The 20,201-nt window shown below is 46.1% G+C and carries 16 protein-coding genes; 3 read left to right on the forward strand and 13 right to left on the reverse strand.

Features of this window, described 5'->3' with window-relative positions; translation table 11 throughout:
- Positions 1-65: 65 nt before the first annotated feature.
- The 8 genes from J7E78_RS02515 to J7E78_RS02550 form a co-directional block, all read right to left on the reverse strand.
- On the reverse strand, positions 66-1,643 hold the full coding sequence (locus J7E78_RS02515) for a glycoside hydrolase family 43 protein (RefSeq protein ID WP_215074790.1): 1,578 nt from the start codon (positions 1,641-1,643) through the stop codon (positions 66-68).
- Positions 1,640-2,539, reverse strand: a complete 900-nt coding sequence (locus J7E78_RS02520) for a carbohydrate ABC transporter permease (RefSeq protein ID WP_215074791.1) — start codon at positions 2,537-2,539, stop codon at positions 1,640-1,642. Before J7E78_RS02520 ends, J7E78_RS02515 begins: the two co-directional genes overlap by 4 nt.
- Positions 2,540-2,554: 15 nt before the next feature.
- The gene (locus tag J7E78_RS02525; RefSeq protein WP_215074792.1) at positions 2,555-3,529 is read right to left on the reverse strand and encodes an ABC transporter permease; all 975 of its coding nucleotides are present in this window, start codon (positions 3,527-3,529) and stop codon (positions 2,555-2,557) included.
- 135 nt (positions 3,530-3,664) lie between these two features.
- Positions 3,665-5,338 (reverse strand): extracellular solute-binding protein, encoded by a 1,674-nt coding sequence (locus tag J7E78_RS02530; protein ID WP_251034773.1) that lies wholly within the window; start codon positions 5,336-5,338, stop codon positions 3,665-3,667.
- A 175-nt stretch (positions 5,339-5,513) separates the two neighbouring features.
- Entirely contained in the window at positions 5,514-7,088 is a 1,575-nt protein-coding gene (locus J7E78_RS02535) for a response regulator (protein WP_215074793.1), read from the reverse strand.
- Positions 7,089-7,099: 11 nt separating this feature from the next.
- A complete protein-coding gene (locus J7E78_RS02540; RefSeq protein ID WP_215074794.1) occupies positions 7,100-8,902 on the reverse strand; it encodes a cache domain-containing sensor histidine kinase in 1,803 nt (600 codons plus the stop codon).
- Positions 8,903-9,110: 208 nt separating this feature from the next.
- Positions 9,111-11,306, reverse strand: coding sequence for a 1,3-beta-galactosyl-N-acetylhexosamine phosphorylase (gnpA, locus tag J7E78_RS02545; protein WP_215074795.1), 2,196 nt, complete (start codon positions 11,304-11,306; stop codon positions 9,111-9,113).
- Between the two features lie 13 nt (positions 11,307-11,319).
- A complete protein-coding gene (locus tag J7E78_RS02550) occupies positions 11,320-12,339 on the reverse strand; it encodes a glycoside hydrolase family 88/105 protein (RefSeq protein WP_215074796.1) in 1,020 nt (339 codons plus the stop codon).
- 172 nt (positions 12,340-12,511) lie between these two features.
- Here J7E78_RS02550 and J7E78_RS02555 point away from each other — a divergent pair, with 172 nt between their 5' ends.
- Positions 12,512-13,465, forward strand: a complete 954-nt coding sequence (locus J7E78_RS02555; RefSeq protein WP_215074797.1) for an AraC family transcriptional regulator — start codon at positions 12,512-12,514, stop codon at positions 13,463-13,465.
- A 129-nt stretch (positions 13,466-13,594) separates the two neighbouring features.
- Here the strand turns inward: J7E78_RS02555 and J7E78_RS02560 are convergent, their stop codons facing one another.
- From J7E78_RS02560 to lpdA, 4 genes are all read right to left on the reverse strand, one after another.
- Positions 13,595-14,767, reverse strand: a complete 1,173-nt coding sequence (locus tag J7E78_RS02560) for a DUF4317 domain-containing protein (RefSeq protein WP_215074798.1) — start codon at positions 14,765-14,767, stop codon at positions 13,595-13,597.
- A gap of 212 nt (positions 14,768-14,979) precedes the next feature.
- Complete coding sequence (locus J7E78_RS02565) at positions 14,980-16,170, reverse strand: ABC transporter permease (RefSeq protein WP_215074799.1); 1,191 nt, start codon at positions 16,168-16,170, stop codon at positions 14,980-14,982.
- Positions 16,154-16,786, reverse strand: a complete 633-nt coding sequence (locus J7E78_RS02570; protein ID WP_215074800.1) for an HlyD family efflux transporter periplasmic adaptor subunit — start codon at positions 16,784-16,786, stop codon at positions 16,154-16,156. Before J7E78_RS02570 ends, J7E78_RS02565 begins: the two co-directional genes overlap by 17 nt.
- 50 nt (positions 16,787-16,836) lie before the next feature.
- Complete coding sequence (lpdA, locus tag J7E78_RS02575) at positions 16,837-18,222, reverse strand: dihydrolipoyl dehydrogenase (protein ID WP_215074801.1); 1,386 nt, start codon at positions 18,220-18,222, stop codon at positions 16,837-16,839.
- 200 nt (positions 18,223-18,422) lie between these two features.
- Between lpdA and J7E78_RS02580 the strand changes: the two genes are divergently transcribed.
- Entirely contained in the window at positions 18,423-18,998 is a 576-nt protein-coding gene (locus J7E78_RS02580) for a TetR/AcrR family transcriptional regulator (RefSeq protein ID WP_215074802.1), read from the forward strand.
- A gap of 180 nt (positions 18,999-19,178) precedes the next feature.
- Complete coding sequence (locus J7E78_RS29960) at positions 19,179-19,256, forward strand: putative holin-like toxin (protein ID WP_397330449.1); 78 nt, start codon at positions 19,179-19,181, stop codon at positions 19,254-19,256.
- A 219-nt stretch (positions 19,257-19,475) separates the two neighbouring features.
- On the opposite strand, the gene J7E78_RS02585 is transcribed toward J7E78_RS29960, so the two are convergent.
- Positions 19,476-20,183 (reverse strand): DNA alkylation repair protein, encoded by a 708-nt coding sequence (locus J7E78_RS02585; protein WP_215074803.1) that lies wholly within the window; start codon positions 20,181-20,183, stop codon positions 19,476-19,478.
- Positions 20,184-20,201 lie beyond the last annotated feature (18 nt).

Below are 20,201 nucleotides of genomic sequence, written 5' to 3' on the forward strand. Positions count from 1 at the left end.
CTTGACAGGGAGCGGTTCAACGCCACCGGATTGAGCTTTCTTGTTGTTATTCTGTCATCTAAATATTATTTATATGAACCATATTCAAACCAGTCAAAGTCCGCTACCTGATCAGATGAAGTTCCGTTGCTGCTGCTAAACATTCCGATACAACAACCAACAAAACCGCCGGCCACCTCGGTACTCAGGCTGCTTGTATCCACCTGTTCCGCCACCAGATGATACTGACTTCCATCCGTGCTGTAATAGAAGTTTAGTTGCTGACCTGTCGCCGCCAGTTTGATATACACTCGCGATACTTCATCATCCAGCGCGATTTGCGCAATGTGGGTATCCTGACCATCTATACAGGTCACCACACGCAGCACCTGCTGATTCTCCGCCAGAGCACGCTCAATCCGTACGTGATACTGATCGTTCTGAATGACGACGAGACCAGCCGTTTCGTTGGCATTCCCAGGCACAAATTCCATCGCTGTAGCTGCGACATAATCCATATGCCTTTGACGCAGACAAACAAAGCTGGAATTTTCTTTTTCCTTCAATGTTTGCGGTTTCAGCTTCAGTCGCAAGTATCCCTTGCGCTCCGTTAATGAATATAAGTCTTCCTGGGGATTACGCAGAAACATCCATTGCAAGCCCAGTTGGTCACTGTCAAAATGGTCAAAACGCAGTTGCGGTTCTACCGGAACAGGCTTCAAATCCAACGTACCCTGCTCCTCCAAGATCCCGCGGCCCTCATTAACAACAGGCCATCCGTCCTCCCAAACAACAGAAGCAAGGAACGTCTCCCGCCCCAGGTTGCTATAGCTCCCTCCATATGGACGCGAAGCAAGCATGACCATGAACCATTGACCGTTCGCAGCCTGCACCAAGTCGGCATGTCCGACATTAACAACAGGGTAACGTTTACCCAAATGGCGATGTGTAATGATTGGATTATTCGGATTCCCGACGTATCCTTCGGTCAAACTTTTACTACGAGCAATGGTCACAGCATGGTTTGGCCCTGTGCCTCCCTCTGCAATCAATAAATAGTAATATTCATCGATCTTATACAGATGCGGGCCTTCCGGCCAGATGACATCCACCATCGCCCCGCGCCACAGAACGTAACTGTCTCCCACCAGCTTCATACTGCCCAGATCCAACTCCCGCAGCCACACTTCCCAGTTCCCATTGTAACGAACTCCCTCGGAGCAAGGACGTGTACCAAGGTAATACGCTTTGCCGTCATCGAAGAAAATCGTAGGGTCTATTCCTTCTGCGCCTTCAATAAAATAAGGATCAGACCATGGCCCAGCCGGGTCGGTAGCGGTTACAACAAAATTGCCACCATGTGATACATTGGTTGTAATCATATAGAAGGTGCCTTCATGATACCGAAGCGTTGGAGCGAATATTCCCTGTGAATGGCCTGCTCCCTGAAGATTCAACTGTGAAGGGCGGTCCAGCACATTACCAATCTGTTTCCAATTCACTAGATCACGGCTCTGAAAGATCGGAACGCCAGGGAAATAGGCAAATGTCGATGTCACCAGATAAAAATCTTCACCCACCCGGCATACGGACGGATCTGGATAAAACCCGGGCATAATCGGATTGTTAAACGTGCATTGTTCGCTTTGATTTGCATTATTCATTCTTTTACCCCTCCAATGGTTAGTCCAGTCACAAAGTATTTTTGCAAGAACGGATACAGTAAAACAATTGGCATTGCCGTCACAACCGTGATGGCTGCCCGAATGGATACAGGCGTCACCATGTTGGTTACATTTTTGAATGAATCCACGTTGACGGTTCCCCCCTGCGAGGTCGCAGAGGATAACAATTTCATCAGTTCATACTGCAAGGTGGTCAAATTCCGATTTCCCGCCGTGTACAACATGGAGTCAAACCAGGAGTTCCACTGACCTACAGCAATAAACAGTGCAACCGTAGCCAGAACCGGCTTGGATAAGGGAAGCACGATACGCATGAAAATCCGAAAATCTCCGGCTCCATCCATCTTCGCGGATTCAATCAATCCCTCCGACAGTCCCTGAATGTAGGTACGAATGACAATCATGTTGAACACCCCGATCAACCCGGGAATAATGTATACCCAGAAGCTGTTCAGCAGCCCCACTTGTTTGATCAGCATGTATCCCGGGATTAAGCCGCCGCTGAAATACATCGTCATGACAAACAGCGTCGTGACCAATTTGTTGAACATATACTCCTTGCGGCTCAGTACATAGGCCAGCATGGCTGTACAGAACAGCTGTACAATCGTTCCCACCACGGTTCTGGCGACCGAAACAAATGCGGCTTGTGTCAGATTCGGATTCTGGAATACGGAGACGTAATTTTGCAGCGTCCATTCCCTCGGCCAGAGATAGATCCCCCCACGGATTGTATCCAGCCCATTATTGAAAGATACGGAAATGGTGTTTAAAAAAGGATATAACGTAACAACCATGACAAGCAACATAAATATGCCATTGGTGATGGAAAAAATAGAGTCTCCCAAGCTTCGTTTTCTACGAAATCGCTTCACAGTTCTGCCCCCTTATCATATCAATCGCTCTTCACCAAGAGACTTGGCAATCCCGTTGGCGATAAATATGAGCACCAGACTGACCACACTTTTGAAAATGCCTGCTGCGGTGGCAAGTGAGTAGTTGCCGAGATTAATCCCGTATTTCAAAACAAAAATGTCGATCGTCTCGGATACATCCTGCACAAGTCCGTTCCCCAGCAAGTATTGAATCTCAAAACCTGCGTTCAGTACGTTACCAACGTTGATGATAAGCAGGATAATAATCGTTGGTTTGATGCTTGGAAGTGTGACGTTGAACATTTTGCGAAACCGTCCGGCTCCGTCGATGGAAGCTGCCTCGTATAAGCTCGGATTAATCGACGCCATGGCGGCCAGATAAATAATCGTGCCCCAGCCAATTTCCTTCCACATGCTGGACAGACCTACAATCCCCCAGAAGTATTTGGGTTCGGCAAAAAAATTGATCGGTGCATCAATCAGGCCCAATTTTGTCAACAGCACATTCACTATTCCTGTTTCCGTTGATAATACATTCGCTACAATGCCTGTTACGATGATCCACGACAGGAAATGTGGAAGATAGGAAACCGTCTGTACCACGCGTTTGAACAATACCATTCGCAGTTCATTCAATAACAGCGCCAGACCAATCGAGCCGACAAATCCCAGAAACAGACTGATCAGGCTCATCGCCAGCGTATTGCGAATGACACGTAAAAATGTAGGGTCCGTGAATAACGTTCGAAAATGATCCACCCCCACCCAATCCTGCTCCATAAAACCAATGCCCGGTCTATAATTCTGAAACGCCATCAACCAGCCCCATAATGGTCCATACGCAAAAATAGCGATAAACGCAATAAACGGAAACGACATCCACATTAATTGTCGCTGACTTTTCATTCTGGACAGGTTGTACCCGATCCAAGTTGTTCCCGCTGGGATATGGCTGGTTTTTAACGAAGGCTGCAGCTCCTTATTGGCCATGTTTTTCTCTCCTTGCTTACGAGTTTATCTATATCACCCCGTCTGGGTGAATCGATTCCATTCCTATCCAATCTCCCAATCTAGCGTGTAAGAAAGGCTACGGGGTTCCCCATAGCCTTTCTGTGTGACAGGCCTTTATCCCCACAGTTCCATACGTCTGCGGACTTCTTCCGTCAGCGCATCTTCATATGCTTTAATATCTGCACTTTCCTTGAGCGTGGCTTGATATTCTTCCCAAGCCTTATCAAATTCGGCTGGTGAAGTCATAATCACTTTTGGCAGCCATTTGCGTTTTACATCGTCCATTTTCTGTCTGGCGATGGTCTCTGGTTTATTTGGTTCAAAATTATAGGTATAGATTGGGAACCACGGTTCATTTTCCTCCGCAGGCTCAAGGAAGTCGGTAAACTTCGTATATCCATAAGCCTTCAGCACTTTTTTATCGATGTCATTCAATGTGGCAAGGTACTCTTCCGGCTGCTCCTTAGGGTCAAGGGCATTCTTCCCGTCAGCGGTCATGCCTTCATGATGCGGGAAATAGACCAACGGGCTCCCCGTGTTTGCCAGCACCCAGTCCGGATCTTTGGAATTCGCACGCTGCTCTTCATTCCTGGAGAACACGCCTTTGTCATCAACTTGGTAATCCACGCCTTCCTGTCCCCAGGTTCTCAATACCTCCATCTCAGGGTCCAGCAAATCATTAATATATTGAAGTGCTCCCTCGATATCCTCGCAGCTCTTTGTAATGGCCAAGCCACCATTCACGTTAAGAATTGGATTGTTCTGATAACGCCCTTTAACATCCTCGGAGAGTGTAATGGACAACGGTACATAGGTTTTGTCATACAGTTTTTGCTTCACGAGTGATGCCTCGGCGTCAAGGAACTGCCATCCTTGATCCACCATGCCCAGCACACGTCCGGTTGAAATTTTGGATATATATTGATCATAGTTTGCTGTAAAGGTTTCGTTATCGACCAAGCCTTGATGATATACCTCATTGATCTTCTTGAAATATACCTTCGCTTCAGGAATGGTATTATAGTTCTTGGCCGTCAGCGTTTCTTTATCAACGATGGCTGCGCCTTCGTTAGGATAACCAGCCATGAAGAGCGGAGGGTTTTCCAGTGCGAAATAACGCCAGTCATAGGAGATAATTTCAAATCCAATGGTTGGCTGACCATCAACGGTCGGGTGAGCCGCTTTATATCGTTCAATCAAGTCAAAGTATTGGTCAAGCGTTTTGATTGTCGGATAATTATCCCACTCCAGTACGGCCTTCTGAATCCAGAATGCTTCTCCGTCATGGGTTACTTTCATCGACTTTTCTTGTATATTGCCGAATTGAGGAATGAAGTAGATATGTCCATCCGTCGTATTTTTCATCTTCTTCCAGTCTTCGCCCAGGTAATTTTTGATGTTTGGATATTTATCGATGTAATCCTCCAGCGGTACTAACGCCCCTGCTGCTACCAGTTGCTGAGTACCATCACTCCCATCGATAAAATCGGGATATTCGCCGCCTGCAATGAGTACACCAATCCGCTCTTTGGCTGTTTGGCCTGTAAGCCAGTCCATCGTAACTCTGACGCCTGTTTTCTCCTCAATAGCCTTTAACACCCGATTATCGTCAGGCGCAATTTTTCCCGGTACGGCAAAAAATGCGGAAAATTGTTTCATTTCCCTTCCATCTGCTGTCTTTTCCCCTTTTGAGGACGATCCCGGTGTACATCCAGTGAGTGCGATGACCAGTATTAAAGCGAGCAGAGCACTATACTTGATTCTTTTTCTAACATCCTTTTTCATCATGACCCCTCCATCGATTATATTGACAGAAGCTTTTTGGAAAGCGCTTTCCAAAGGCTGACTTAAAATTATCATGCTTCCATGCCCCTCTCAACGGGATAAACTATAGATGGAATCCCACTAATTCCAGCATCTGCGAAAAAAAATATCCCGCCGCTCCGTCAAGGAGTGCAGGATGTTAATCCAGAGAGTACGCAGCATGGGCACTTTTACGATATTGTGCAGGCGTCTCCCCCATGAGTTTCTCGAACCGGCTAATAAAGTAATCGGAGTCCCGATATCCCACCATTGTTGCGATTTCGTATACTCTTTGATCTGTTCTGCGCAACAGCCGGGCGGCTTCCTTAATACGCAATTGATTCAAATAATCACTGAAGCTGATCGAGAAATGCTTTTTGAAAATCTGACCCAGATATGCACTGTTCATGTAAAACTGCTCCCCCAGCAATTTTAGGCTGATATTTTCTCTGTAATGCTCGTGAATGAAGGCCTCAATTTTAGCCAATACGCCCATCGCATTCGACTTTTGCTGCTCCTTCAGTTTCTCTGCGCACATGAGCGAGAATTCGCATAAATGTTCAATGTTTTCCTCCATGGATAACATTGCGTAGTTCACCTTCAGAAAAGTCGATTCCATCAGCCCGGGATCTGGTGTAACCGTATCGTTATTCACGAGATCCAGCAAAGTGTATGCCAAATAATGCAAGTGGATTCGGACAATACCAGGCTCGATTCGCTCATCCAGAAAAAATTGAAAAATCGCCTTTGCATGACTGTATAACTCATCCGTCTGCTGTTCCTCAATAGACTTGACTAGCCCATCAAACAATTGTTTTTCGAACTGTCCCGGCCGATTAACAAATAAGGTCGTATCCATAAGTTCGAAGTAATAAATGGGCCTGCAAGTGGTGAAGAAACGTAAGCTTTTCATTATGCCGCAGGATTGATAAGACTCGTGCAGCGCCTCCAACTCATGTACTTCCTTCCCGACATAACAAGCAATAGCGGCCTCTTGACCATGGCTCAGATCGGCATGTAATCGGGTCAAATATTGCTCCAAGGTCACTGCCTCACGGTTCACCATCAGGTCCGTAACCATGAGCAGAACCGCATTTTTATCACCTGTGAACGGCTTCAAAATTTGTCCCGGGGAGGGCTTGCCCACCCATGCCTCAACCCGAGCGCACCAATCCGTTCCCTGTTCTGGACCGGATTCCGCCTCAATCAGGATGCAACGCAGTATGCCGGCATCTTGATAGTGGGGCTGCAGACTCGTAACAGCATCCTCCTCAGCCATCCCAAGCAAGATCGACTGCATATGCTGAGCCATAATAATTCGATCCTTTTTTTGCTGATATCGCTTCTCTTCCGTCCGCGCATTAAATGCGACCCTGAACTCCTCAAGCACCTGAACCAGTTCGGTCTTCACAATAGGCTTGAGAATATAGTCATCCACCTGGTATTTAATTGCCTGCTTGGCATATCCAAACTCATAGAATCCACTTAGAAGAATCAGCTTGATGTCACCGCTATATTGCTCGTACAAGGTTTTGGCAAGCTGCATTCCGTCCATTTCCGGCATCTTAATGTCGGAAATCACCAGATCGGGCTGCATAGCGCGTATGCACTCCAATGCCTGCATGCCATTGGAAGCCTGACCGCAAATCTGAAATCCGTAAGACTCCCAATTAATTAACAATAGAAGTCCTTGGCGAATAAATGGCTCATCGTCCACAATCAGCACGTTGATCATATCCTCGCTCCTTATTCTTGAGATGCCTGCATAAGAGGAATTTGAATGCCAATCGTTGTTCCCTTCCCCTTTTCACTGAATATGTGCACCTGAACGAAATCATCAAAATACATCCGCAGCCGAATATATGCATTCATCATACCAATGCTGCTAAGCTCGCTCATCCGATCCATACTCGGGTCTTGCATCATTTTGCGGAGCGAGGCCAGCTTGTCCTGATCCATACCAACTCCGGTATCTCGAATGGAAATGTACAGTTCATTACTTCGAATTTCGAATAAAACCTCCACGACCCCATCATTCGACGTCCCCTCAATGCCATGGATACAAGCATTCTCCACAAAGGTGAGCACGGTTAGCTTTGGTATCATCATGGCAGCAATGGATTCGTCAGTGATCCTGATTGCAAATTGCAGCTTTTCGCCAAAGCGGTACTGCTGGATACTCAGATAACTCTCCACAAAATTGATTTCCTCTGCAATTGTAATCAGATCGTCGCCCCAATTGATCGTCTGACGTAACAGCAGTGCCAGTTTATGAATGACATCGGAGGTTTCAAGTTCGTCCTTGATCAAACTCCGCATACGGATCGTTTCAAGCGTGTTGAACATGAAATGGGGATTCACCTGACTCTGAAGGGCTTTCAGCTCCGCCTGCTTCTTGGAGAGTTCAAGGGCTTGCCGCTCCACCTGACCCTTAAACACAATCTCAATCAGGTTCTTGATCTTGATGACCATCATGTTATAACTATGGGTCAGGCTGCCGATTTCATCCTTGCCCACAGTTCCCGATATCACCTCAAATTTCTCATGCTTCACTTGATCCAGGTGCTTTGCTATCCGATCAACTCTGATGACCAGTGATCTGGATATTAACCAGATCAGCAGAGTGGGCACCAACAGATTAAGAATGATCAGCAAAGTCAAATTAAGCTTGGAATTAACAATCTCCGACAGAACGTCCAATTTCTCCGTACTGACGACAATCTGCCAATCCTCGGATACGACGGGAATCGATTGCATGGATTGAACAGGGTCAATTGGACTGTTCGCTATCAGATGAAATGGCTTGCGCGTCTGATTCATACTTGAATCGTTCGAGAAAATGACCCTGCCGTCCGAAACGACATACACCTTCCCATTTGCTCCCTCATTTTTAAGCGATTTGTTGATGAAAGCGTAGTCCAGATCAACCTTTAACACCTTTTCAACCTGCTGCTCCCCAAAGTAATCCAGTTTACGAATAATGCTGACTTTGCGTCCTCCCTGACTTTGCGACATCTCCGCCTGCTGTTTGTCAAAATACGAATAGATCATGATATGGTCACTTGTGTTCATCAGCGCCTGATACCAATCACTTTTCTTCACCTCATCATCCAGCTTAATAAAGTTTCCTCCATTGACGAAGGTATCGTTGCCAACATAAAACGTAATTTGATTCACCTGCTGGTAACTGTAGTAGTACCTGACCAGATTATTGTTGCTAAGCATATCATAGTAGGCAGAGTAATATTCTTCCTGATCGCGATACTTGAACTCCATGAATCGGTTCAGCGTTCCATCGGTATAGAGAAAATTGGACACATACAAGCTATTGTCTATACTGTTCCGCAGGTTGAACTTGATCCTTTGCTGCATTTCATTGAATCGGCTATGCTCCTTCTCCTCAATGTTACCTTTGATGCTTTGGTAAAACACGGTATTTGTGACCAGAACCGGGACCAGCACACAAAAAATGAACAATATGTACAACTTCGTTTTGAGACTCCAATCATCCAGAAACTGAATACGCTTACAGTATGTCTTGCGGGTCATTTCTTATCGTTGTCTCCTCTTACATTGACATCCATATTATTATAGCGAGTAGGAGAACGATTGGGTACTCCAAATGTGAATTTACGGGTGAAATAAAAAATATAGAATCAATGACAATATGTTCACCCGGTCGCAGCAAAAAAGCCCAAGTCTCGACAGGTCTGTCGTAAACTTGAGCTTTGATGAAGTTAACAATGGGTAACCGTTCTCACGTCCTTGATTCATGAACGTATTTCAGATCCCCAATCTTGGTGATCACCGTATCATACGGGTCCAATTCCATGGTCTGTTTTCCATGCTCTGTATTGATCGTCGTTTTTTGAGCTTGATCACTATTGTTAATCACGACCAATATGTTGCTTTCCGGATAATAAGCGCACTCGATATACAAGTTATCCGTAATGTATTTTGTTTCATCGAATTCATTGCCTGCAAATCGAATCAAATTCAGAAGTAGTCTAGTATTTTCCCAGCTGAATTCGAAGGAAGGCAGATAGATCCCTTTTCCTTTTCCAAAAGCATGTGTGGACAACGTGATGTTGCCATCTGTCTCGTGCAATACCTTAGCTGTTCCATCCGTTAGATATATGCTACTTTTACCTTTTGACGTGATAGTTGCACCTTCCGGCACCAAACCATACTCATCGTGAGCCTTATACGACCATTTTCCATGAACAACTCTTGCACCTGTATCCTCATCTACCCCAAGCACATGCGCCATTCTGAAAAAGCTGTCGTACCCGTGGGCCGCTGAAGGCTGGTTGATACCCATAAATGTACCGCCTTCGTACACCCACTGGGTCAGGAGGTCTACACATTGGTGGTCATTCCAGTGCGCTCCACCACTCCAGGCAGAACCAGCGAAACCCGCATTAATGACGACATCCACATCCTTCAATACGCCCTGACGAATATCCTCAAAATCAATGAATTTGACCTCGATCGGTAAACCGGATAATGCCTCATTCACATGAATCATATCATGCATATGGGTTTCATGAAAATGACCGGACAAGGTCCACGATCTTAACTTGCCCCAGCTATGCAGAACGGCTACCTTTGTCTTGATCTGATATGGTTTTCCCTCTTGATGCAGCTCTTTCATTCCCCTGAATTCATGGGCAATCTTCTCGATGTAATCCACAAAGTCCGGGTAAGGCTCTACCAGATGCAAATATCCACCCAATCCAATCCGGTCAATCGACTCACGCAGCAGCCCACGCCGGATATTAATCCAATATTTCTTGGCATCCAGGGTAGGATCTCCGCCCTCTTTGAAGGTAGGAAGCCCGCCTAAGCCAACCGGGAACAAGTAGGGATGCAAGCGAATCTCATGGGTATCGACCTTAACGCCTGAGCACATTCTTGCCTCATAACCGGAGAACACACATTTGATCATGCCGTCGAATCCAAACTCCTGAAAGCGGTCATTGTACGGCTCCATGCCTACCCAGCTGTCATCATAGAAGACATATGCCAGCTTGTCATGTTTGTGCACAATATCAATCAACTTTTTACCAAATTCAATGACAAAATCATTGATAAATGCCATCCAGTCCAGTTTGCGCTGATCCGCAGGCATATGAGTGACCTGATATTTACCGCCATTCACAAAGTCTTCGGCAGAGAGCGAATATCCATATTTTTGTGCAAACAGATCCAGCGCTCTCGAACTTACTGTGAAATCGTATGAACCCCAATCCGAGAACAGATGGCGATTCCGCTCATCACTGCCCCAGATCCAGGCGAAGTTATAAAATAGGGATGTAAAACGTACAACCGTTGTTTCCGGATGGTTTTGACACCACGTTTCCATCCAATTCACCAGATACGTTTGCGTTTCCGTATAGATCGGGTCAATCTGCATCAAGTGCTCTTTGTCCCAATTATTCGTTGTATGATTATACATGGAGATCTCTTCCCAGATCCGATACACCATGAAACTCACTGTGTATTTATGCCAAGGAGCAACGCCAGTAATGACAACATTGCCAGATTCCCTTTCATAATTCCACTGTCCTCTAGGTACCTCTTCCCCAGTCGTTCGATCATAAACTTGCCAATATTTAAACGCTTCTTTCGAATCGTTCACCCTGAATTGTTCAACGAAGAAGTCCTCCATCAGATAGATGGATACATAATCTTGTACAGCAACCTTCGGATTTGTAATGAGAAAACATTGCTGCAGCTTATCCAGATTACGGGATGCCCACTCATTATGATCCCGGATAATGCAGATGGTTGAATAGATGCCATATCCGGCATTGATAATCTCATCGGACAATTTTGTACCGTCACTGTCTCGAATCACATCGGCACCCCAGCGATCGGCTAGTTCCAGCGTCAGTGCCTCATAACCGGATTCTCCCGGTAGTGTAAAGGAGCCTTTGGTTGGTTTGGACATTTTGGTTCCCTCCCTATCTCAACATATCGGACAGAAAAGCGAGTGCCAGGCCCTGACCCCAGCCCTGAATCCAGTCTTTTGGAATATTACGATAGCCATCCCGATCCTTCATCACGGCTGTACCGCCAGATACCCCAAGCACGCGCCCATCTTCGCTGATATTGTTCAGGATGCCCTCTAGTGCCTTTTGCACATATTTCGTATGCAGTGGATTGCCGTTATTGATCATGGCTGCTGCAATACCCGCGGAAGCCGATACCTCTTCATACGAATCTTCGTCATCCAAAACCGTACGCCACAAGCCATTCTCGGTCTGCACCAGCTTGAGAGCCGCCAATTGATCACGAAGAGCACATTCTACATCCATACACTGCGGATACAAATACCAGTCGTTCAATTGCGGCTTCACTTGAGACATCGTATAGGCTCCCCAAGCGTTTGCTCTGCCCCAGTAAAATCCGGACATGTGGTCCTTGTTAATATTGTTATACCCGTGATACCACAGACTGCTGCTCGGATCTTGCAGGTATTTGATATGCCAGTAATACTGATTCAGCGCATCCTGAATCATGGCCTCATCCTTTAATTTGCTACCTACGCGAAGCAGGAAAAATGCCGCCATAAACAAGGTATCCGCCCAAGCCTGTTCCGGAAAATCATTGGAAACGGATACCGTATGCTGAAGCACATGGTCTCCAAAGCGAAGCGCATGATTCTGGAGATAATCAACTTTGCTGAGGACAATGTCCCAATATTTCTGATCTCCGGTTTCTTCATATAAAGTGATGAGCACATGACCCATGGCACATGTATTTACCGTCCAACTTGGCAGGCCCAGCTCAATATATTCATCTGCCCACTTCACCAGCCTGTCCAGAATCTCTTGGTTGCCTGTCGTCTGATAGGCTCTGGATACGCCATAATAAGCGACACCGCCGGGCCAATCCCATGTCAGATCCATATCCAGTGTTTTCTTGGTAACGTTCTCGATTACGTGTAGAATCTGTTCCCTGTCATATTTCACTTGAAGCATTTTTTATTCCCCTCTCCCTGTGCACACGCCCCCAAGTGCGCCCTGAGAGGTGTCCGTCCATTTTTGTAAACGCTTTACTTATTCCATTGTACGCAGTAAAATAGTCTCCATCTAAGCATATTCGCAACAAAACTGCGCAATTTCAATCATTTATACATAGGAGTCCTAGCACATGCCCAAACCGAAAAAACCTGTCATTGAATATCGTCACTACAGCCTGCCCATTGATTTCCCAGTCCTGTTACTCAGTGGAGACCGCTGGAGAATATCCGATATCAAGAGTGAGCATCTTCATTTCCATAACCACATGGAGATTGGCATCTGTTATTCAGATGGAGGCACCATGGAGATTAAGGGGGAGTCTGTGCCTTTTCGGGCAGGCGACGTCACGTTCATTCCCCGCTATCTTCCGCATACCACATATAGTTCGCCTAATAACGCCAGCCTGTGGGCCTATATCTTTTTTTCACCGGAAGAACTCTTCCGCCATTCGCTCAAAACAGCACAAACTCACATTGAACCGAATCTATGGGCGATTCAGGGAGCCAATTGCATTCTGAATAAGGAACAGTATCCCAAAATTCACACACTCGCAACATCAGTGGTAGAAGAGATACAGCAGCAGTCCCCCTATTATCGGGAGAGCGCATACGGCTTGTTGATGTCTCTATATATCGAACTGCTTCGAATTCATGCGAGCAGCGAGCGCTTGTCATCTCAGGATCAGGAACGGGAACGGGAACGAGACCTTCAAGGTGACTTGGTCATCTCACCCGTGCTGGAGTTTATCACCAAAAACTATATGATGCCCGTGACCATCGATTACCTCGCTGATCTGTGTCATCTGAGTACAACGCATTTTCGCCGCAAGTTCCATGAAATTATGGGAACCACACCGCTCGATTTTCTGAACAGCACCCGGATTGAAGAGGCATGCAAACGATTAAAAAGCACGGAGGCCTCCATTCTGTCCATCTCCGAGCAAGTTGGCTTCCGCTCCATCTCCAGCTTTAACCGCTGCTTCGCCAAACTGATGGGCGAATCCCCCAAAGCTTGGCGCAAAGGGGCACATACAGAAGCACAGTCTGCAAAAGCGTCGATATTGGAATTTACAGGGTGGGTGTAACATCTGAGGACTAATTATCAAGCAAAAAAAAGACCACAATCCAACAGAGGGATTGCAGTCTATTCCATTCTTCCAGTTGTTTTGCAAAACATCATTGCAGCATTGTCCTTCGAGTGAACGTATTTTAACTTATAGCGTCTCCGTATTAAGGGTAAACCCTTCAATCACGACATCTTCGTCCACTTCAATCATGATGCAACGTCTGCCTTGATAATTCACCTGCTTCACATATCTCAGGTCTTGCGGGCTAACTGAAATTGTAGCAACCTTGGTTTCAATCTTAATGGACTTGGACGTGAACTTTGGCATAACACTGGTCGCTTTCATCTCATAGTTCTTGTTATCAACGATAGTTTCGAAGGCACGTTCTACTTTCTCCGTTGTCAGATCCTCTATACCGCTTGCGGTCAGTACACGTTCCAGATCTTTATAATCCAGCTTTGGAGGTTCTTCCTCATGGGACTCTTCGTTAATTTCGATGACTCGGTTGATCTCCTCGTATACATGTGCAATGGTGGCTGAATCAAGCTGTTCACCGGCCACTTCCTTGACGATATCTTCGAAGATCGCCCGTTCTTCCAGTGCGGTTACGGATCTTTCTCCATTCAATACATTTTCAACGAAATGTGGATCCGGGAAATTGGATTTACCTGTACAATACAGTACACGATTCACATCGGAGTAGTTGTCCGTCACGCTAGGGTACAAGAATCCTTGCTCTGGCGTGCTTAATTTGATAATCGGATCAACAATAATATTGTACTTGAATTCTCTCTCCACGTAATCAAACAATAGCGTTTTCCGCTGTTTCTCCGTGGAATTCACGCTGCACAGAATGAACGGATGGGCGAACACCTCATTCTTCTCACTCTCTTCTGTGGCTTCGTTTCTAGCCTTGGTCGGCAGATAATACTGTCCACGCACGAACGTAGCTACCATGTCCCGCTCATACTTCGCATCCACTAACATTCGATCCACGAGCAGCAGCATCAGATCCTGCCATTCGTCCGGATCACCTGTTACCAGAGCCTGGTGGAGCAGTACCTGAGCCGGGTCCTCCGCCTCTTCCTGGAATTTCAACTCAAACAACTTCTGATCCAAATCGCCTGTTAGCAATTTTTTGAAATTGCCCATGTACAGCTCCTGCTTCTCTCTGTCCACCAGTTCAAACGGGTGACGCTCCCAGTGGTAGACCTCATTGGTTTCCTTCGTAATATACACGTTGAGAATATCGTAAATATTCAGTAGATCGTGATCGAGTTTAAACTGCTTTCGTATATGCGCGACTTCTTTTTTATTCATGATTCGTTAGACAACTCCTCAAGTAAATTGGCCTTACAAGTATAAACGATATAAAAAACCTTCGCTATACAAGTTCAACTAAAGAATATTTCCACTGGTACTCCGATGACAGAACAACCTTCCGATGCAGCTTGTAAATGTTTATATGTCATCTGCAGTAATAAAACAGAAAGACGCAACAGGAATGACTCCCGTGCGCCTTTTTCCGTTGTTTAACGACTCTTCAATAATGAACTACTGCTCGGTAATATATCCGTATTCAACAGGGGTATTCTGCTGGAAGAAACCTTCCTTGTTTCCCGCAGAAACAGTAATCCCATGAACAAGGACACTCCGCCAATAATAATCAGCAGTGCCCCCAACTCTTGACTGTAGGCCGTCAGCGCCCCGTCCCGAAACGCCATCCCACGAATCAGACGGTTAAGCCAGTTCATTGGTAATGCCCATGCGAACATTTGGAACGGTTCCGGGAACGCCAGCGGTGTTAATTGAATTCCCGTAGCCAGAAAGGAAGGATACAATACAAGGCTGGTTCGTAGGCTTACTTTGGACATGTCTTTGGCAGTGTACCCAATCAACATGCCCATGAGTGATAAGGCAAAAGCATAAATAACCAGCGGAATGATAAAAAGATAAGGATCTGCTTCAAACCGCATTCCACCCAATTGTTTTAACAATCCATAGGATAGAAGCAGCGAAAGTGAACTCAACACAACGTAAGGTACACTCCGCACCCATAGTTGGAAAGGTGACTTTCCGTTGGCAAACAGCTTCCCTTCCTGACGAAGCCGAGGTGCAATTGAACCCGCTGCACTTGTTGTAATCATCAATACTACGATATTCACAAATCCAAGCACCATAAAACCAACATAACTGGAGGTTGGATTAAACAGCATCCGCTGCTGAAGGGATAACGGTGACACCATTCCTTTAGCTGTCTCGGCATCCATCCCTTTTTGGACCAGACGTGTCATGGAAAGGGTCATATTTTCCGTCTGGATGATCTCCTGAATCGCAGTGCGAATACCGGACAGCCCCGAGGGCATCGTGTTATCCATCAAGATACCGATATTCGTCGATTTCCCTTGTTGTTGACGCAGTCCCAATTGATTGGGAAGCATAATCACCGCTACAGCCTGCTCATTGGCAAGTAAAGTTTCAGGACTCACTCGGCTCGCATATACGCTCTTAACGCTCATGTATTGTGACGCATTTATTTTGGAGATCAACTGCCGTGAATATTCGCTATGATCCTCATCAATGACCACAACTGGTGATTTACTGAGTTGATTCTGTGAGAACATTAAGCCGAAAAATAAGGCTGCAATCATTGGCCCAATAAAAATGAGCCGTATATACTTACTTCCTGCGACGTACCTCCATTCGTCAATCAGTGATTTCATCAAGTTTCACCTCTGCTGTCATCCCCGGAAGCAAATCCGTATTCGAATCCATCGATATTCGGACCAGAAACATAGTTAAATCGGCTTGCCCTTTTTCCCGAGACATCCGCATGGTTGCGAACTGAGGAGCAGATGAGATGGAAGTGACGCTCCCCTTCACCTTCGTTGGCTGATCCAAATACGGAAAATGAACATCCATGCTTTGATTCACTGCAAACTGTTGAATTTCACTTTCCTGTATGTAAAGGTCGGTGTAATACGTATTCTTTTGCAGAACTGCCAGCGGCACTCCTGCTTGGACTTGAACCCCCTGCTTTACAGCAACTCGGTCAACCAACCCGTCATACGGTGCGAGTACATCCACATCTCCCTCCCCGGCTGATTTCACTTTGAATAGTACCTCTCCCTCTTTCACGGAGTCACCTGCAAACGCACCAACCTTTGCAATCGTCCCGGGACTATTCTGATAAAATAATGTCGTTTGCTCTGCCTCAAGTATGCCTTGTTTCCGGCTCTCGGCTTGACTTACAGCATCCTTCCCTTTAACCGCCAAAAGTGAACCTCCAACAATGAACACCATCGCAATCCCGATATACAAACCTGCTTTTAACTTCATCCTATTTATCTCTCCCATTCCCAATCCTCATGTATGGTTAAATTTGCTGACTATTTTTGCTTTTTCATTTTGGTGACCGCGTTCTCGCCTGCCTCCATGATCACTTCTCCCAAAGTGGGATGAGGGTGAATCGTCATGGCCAGATCTTCCACGGTTGCCCCCATCTCGATCGCAAGTGCGAGCTCCGATATCAGTGTGGATGCCTCCACACCAACGATTTGCGCGCCAATGACAATTCCTGAAGTCGGGTCAGCCACTATTTTCACAAAACCTTCGGTTTCCCTTAACGCCAATGCTCTTCCGTTGATCCCAAAAGAAGATTTTCCAATAACCACCGGAATGGCCTGTGTTCTTGCTTCCATCTCACTTACTCCAACACTGGATAGCTCCGGATCAGAGAAGACAACAAGCGGAATCACCTTGTAATCTACTATGGAGGTAAGACCCGCAATAGCTTCTGCGGCTACTTTGGCTTCATAGGATGCCTTGTGAGCAAGCGTCGGACCAGCTGTAATATCTCCAATGGCATAAATGTGCGGGATAACCGTTCTGCACTGTTCATCCGTTTCAACCAGTCCCTTGTTTGTTACGGGAACACCTATGCGTTCCAGTCCTAACTGGCCGTCTGTATTAGGTTTCCTGCCGATCGTAACCAATACATATTCTGCCGTAACTTGTTGCTGCTCCTGGTTTTTCGAATAATGTAGTGTAATGGAATCCGCATTGTGCTCCACCTTTTCGGCAATCGCTCCGGTTACAATCTGGATGCCATCCGCCTTTAATTGTTTGACTACCGGGGCTGTAAGTTCCGCCTCGAATCCGGGCAATACTTGGGTGCCTCCCTCCAGAATCGTTACCTTGGTTCCAAATTTGGCATACATCTGTCCAAGCTCCACACCGATATAACCTCCGCCGATCACAATCAGACTACTCGGAACCTCCTGTAGTGATAATGCTTCAGTGGAAGATAAGATGCGACCTCCAACTGGAAATGCTGGCAGCTCAATTGGACGAGACCCCGTTGCCAGTATGAGATTTTTAAAAGAAATGCTTTGCTCCTGTCCAGTTTGCTGGATCATCGCTGTGTGCTCATCCACCAGACTGGCCTCTCCTTCCAGAATGTTCACACCCGCAGTCTTTAACAAATAGTGGACGCCACCTGCCTGTTTATTCACAACCCCCTGTTTAAAATCCTGAGCAGTCTTAAATGTCGCTGCCGCGTCAGCTTGATTGAACTGTCTGAACCAATCATAGCGATGCGCTTCCGCAATTAAGGCTTTGGATGGTATACAGCCCACATGTGTGCAGACCCCGCCAAGCTGTTTACGTTCAACAATCGCCGTGTTCATCCCCAACTGTGAAGAACGAAGCGCCGCCACATATCCCCCTGGACCTGATCCAATAACTAACGTATCTACAGATTCAAGCTTCCTCATATTCTGATACCTCCCAATTTGAAGTTGATTTAAAATATGATGATCGTAATATATTATAACCATCATATTTTAAGGCCGTCAACAGGCGTATTTGACCTTTTGAAAATGAACAGATATTCAAAAGCCAAATTGACAGGCTTAATTATGATGATTATAATATTTTAGAAAAGCAGAATGATGAAGCTATGGAGTGAATGATCATGCCCTATCCCAAAGGACATAAGATAAAAGTACGAGGTAAGATTGTTGAGAGTGCGGCACGAGCTTTTCGCACCAATGGTATCCAGGAGGTGAGTGTCCCATTTATTATGAAGGGAGCTGGATTAACCCACGGAGGGTTCTATTCACACTTTGACAACAAGGAACAATTGGTTGCCGAAGCCTGCGAATATGCCATTAGTGATACCATTACACTTCTACAGAACGTGGCTGATCAGGAAGAGCAAAATCCCAAAATTAATAAAGTAATCGATTATTATTTGAGTCCGTATCACCGCGACCAAACAGAAATGAGCTGTATTTTTCCTGCCCTTTCCAGCGAAATATCCCGTTCGTCCGAAGAAGTTCGGCAGGTGTTTACCCATGAATTGGAGCGTATGATCGCTTTTATCTCCAATCTGGCTGAGATCGATGTGTCCAGTGGTCGTGCACTGTTCAGTACAATGGTTGGCTCGCTTGTACTTGCACGCTCTGTTAGTGATCCTGAGCTTAGCGACAGCTTTCTCTCGGCGGGCAGGCAGCAAGCCAAAGAAATGGTTAAAAGGAACGATATGTAGCCTTGATGTTGCTATATGCTTATTATCTAGCTGTCAACAAAAAACACGCCTATAAATGGCGTGTTTTCTCTTATCTGTTTGCAGCTAAATAACTTCCATACTAGCCACCTTAACGCTCTTCTCGTATTCAAAGTACGGGGTCAACGGTCGGCTAATCTCCCGGAAGGGAGGTGATGCCTTGTGACAGTATTTGAAGCGATTATGCTAATGCTTACCTTCGGTTCGCTGATTGTAGCGCTGCTGTCCAATAAAGAATAGACCGCCCTCTGGCTAAGGGATGCGGTCTATTTAGTCGGTACCCTGCTTGTTAAGCCCACCGCCCTTAAAAGCGGCTATTTCATCAGAGAGTCGTGTTAGCGCACGGCTCTCTTTGCATTATAAGCTGTTTCTGTCCTCATTATAATATGGAGATTGTGGATTTCAATCCCACGATAACCATATGTTCCGTATGTTAAAACTGACGATACGGCAAAAATTTCAGCATCTTACATATTTTCGTTTGAAGCCTATCCGCCCTTTTTCCACGGCCTTTTGGATATTCTCAGAGGCATTCAGCAGCTTGCTCTTGGGCATGTCCTTGTTCACTTCGACAGGGCCAACGGCCTTGGCCGTCTCCACCGCCTGATCGTGCAACGGTTGATAGGATGTTGCAACGGTATACAGGAAGTTGTTCATCGAATATTTCGTTCGTTCCGGAGATTCGTGAATCGTCTTTTTCACTTGTTCCAGCATCTCCATCAGTTTATTCTCCGAAAACTCAGCATCCTTTCGACTGCCGAGCAACCAACAGTAACAGCTCCATCCTGCTGACATTTTCAGCTCATCTCCGCTCGCGATCCACTTATCCGAAACTGCTTGAGCAATATCCGTCTCTGCCAACGTGACGGCAACAATGAAGTCAGAGATCATGTAAAAATAAGCTTCGTCAATCCAACGGTCAAAATCAGCTTCCGTCATCGCTTGAGGATCGGCAATCACACCCGCAAAGTACATCGCATCATAATTCCCCGTTGCGTATAGTTGCTCCGCCAAAGGTTGATCCTTTTTGATCCGCTTTGCCATTGGTTTCATCGCCCCGGTTGCCACGCCAAACAGCGGTTCATGCGCACCGTTGGAGATGTAGATTTTTTTCGTTCGTTCTTTGCCCAGCGCTTCCAGCTCTTGCATCACTTCATCCAGATTCACTTCGCAACCCCCCTCAAC

The sequence above is a fragment of the Paenibacillus polymyxa genome (assembly GCF_018614975.1).
GTDB classification, from domain to species: Bacteria; Bacillota; Bacilli; order Paenibacillales; family Paenibacillaceae; genus Paenibacillus; species Paenibacillus polymyxa_E.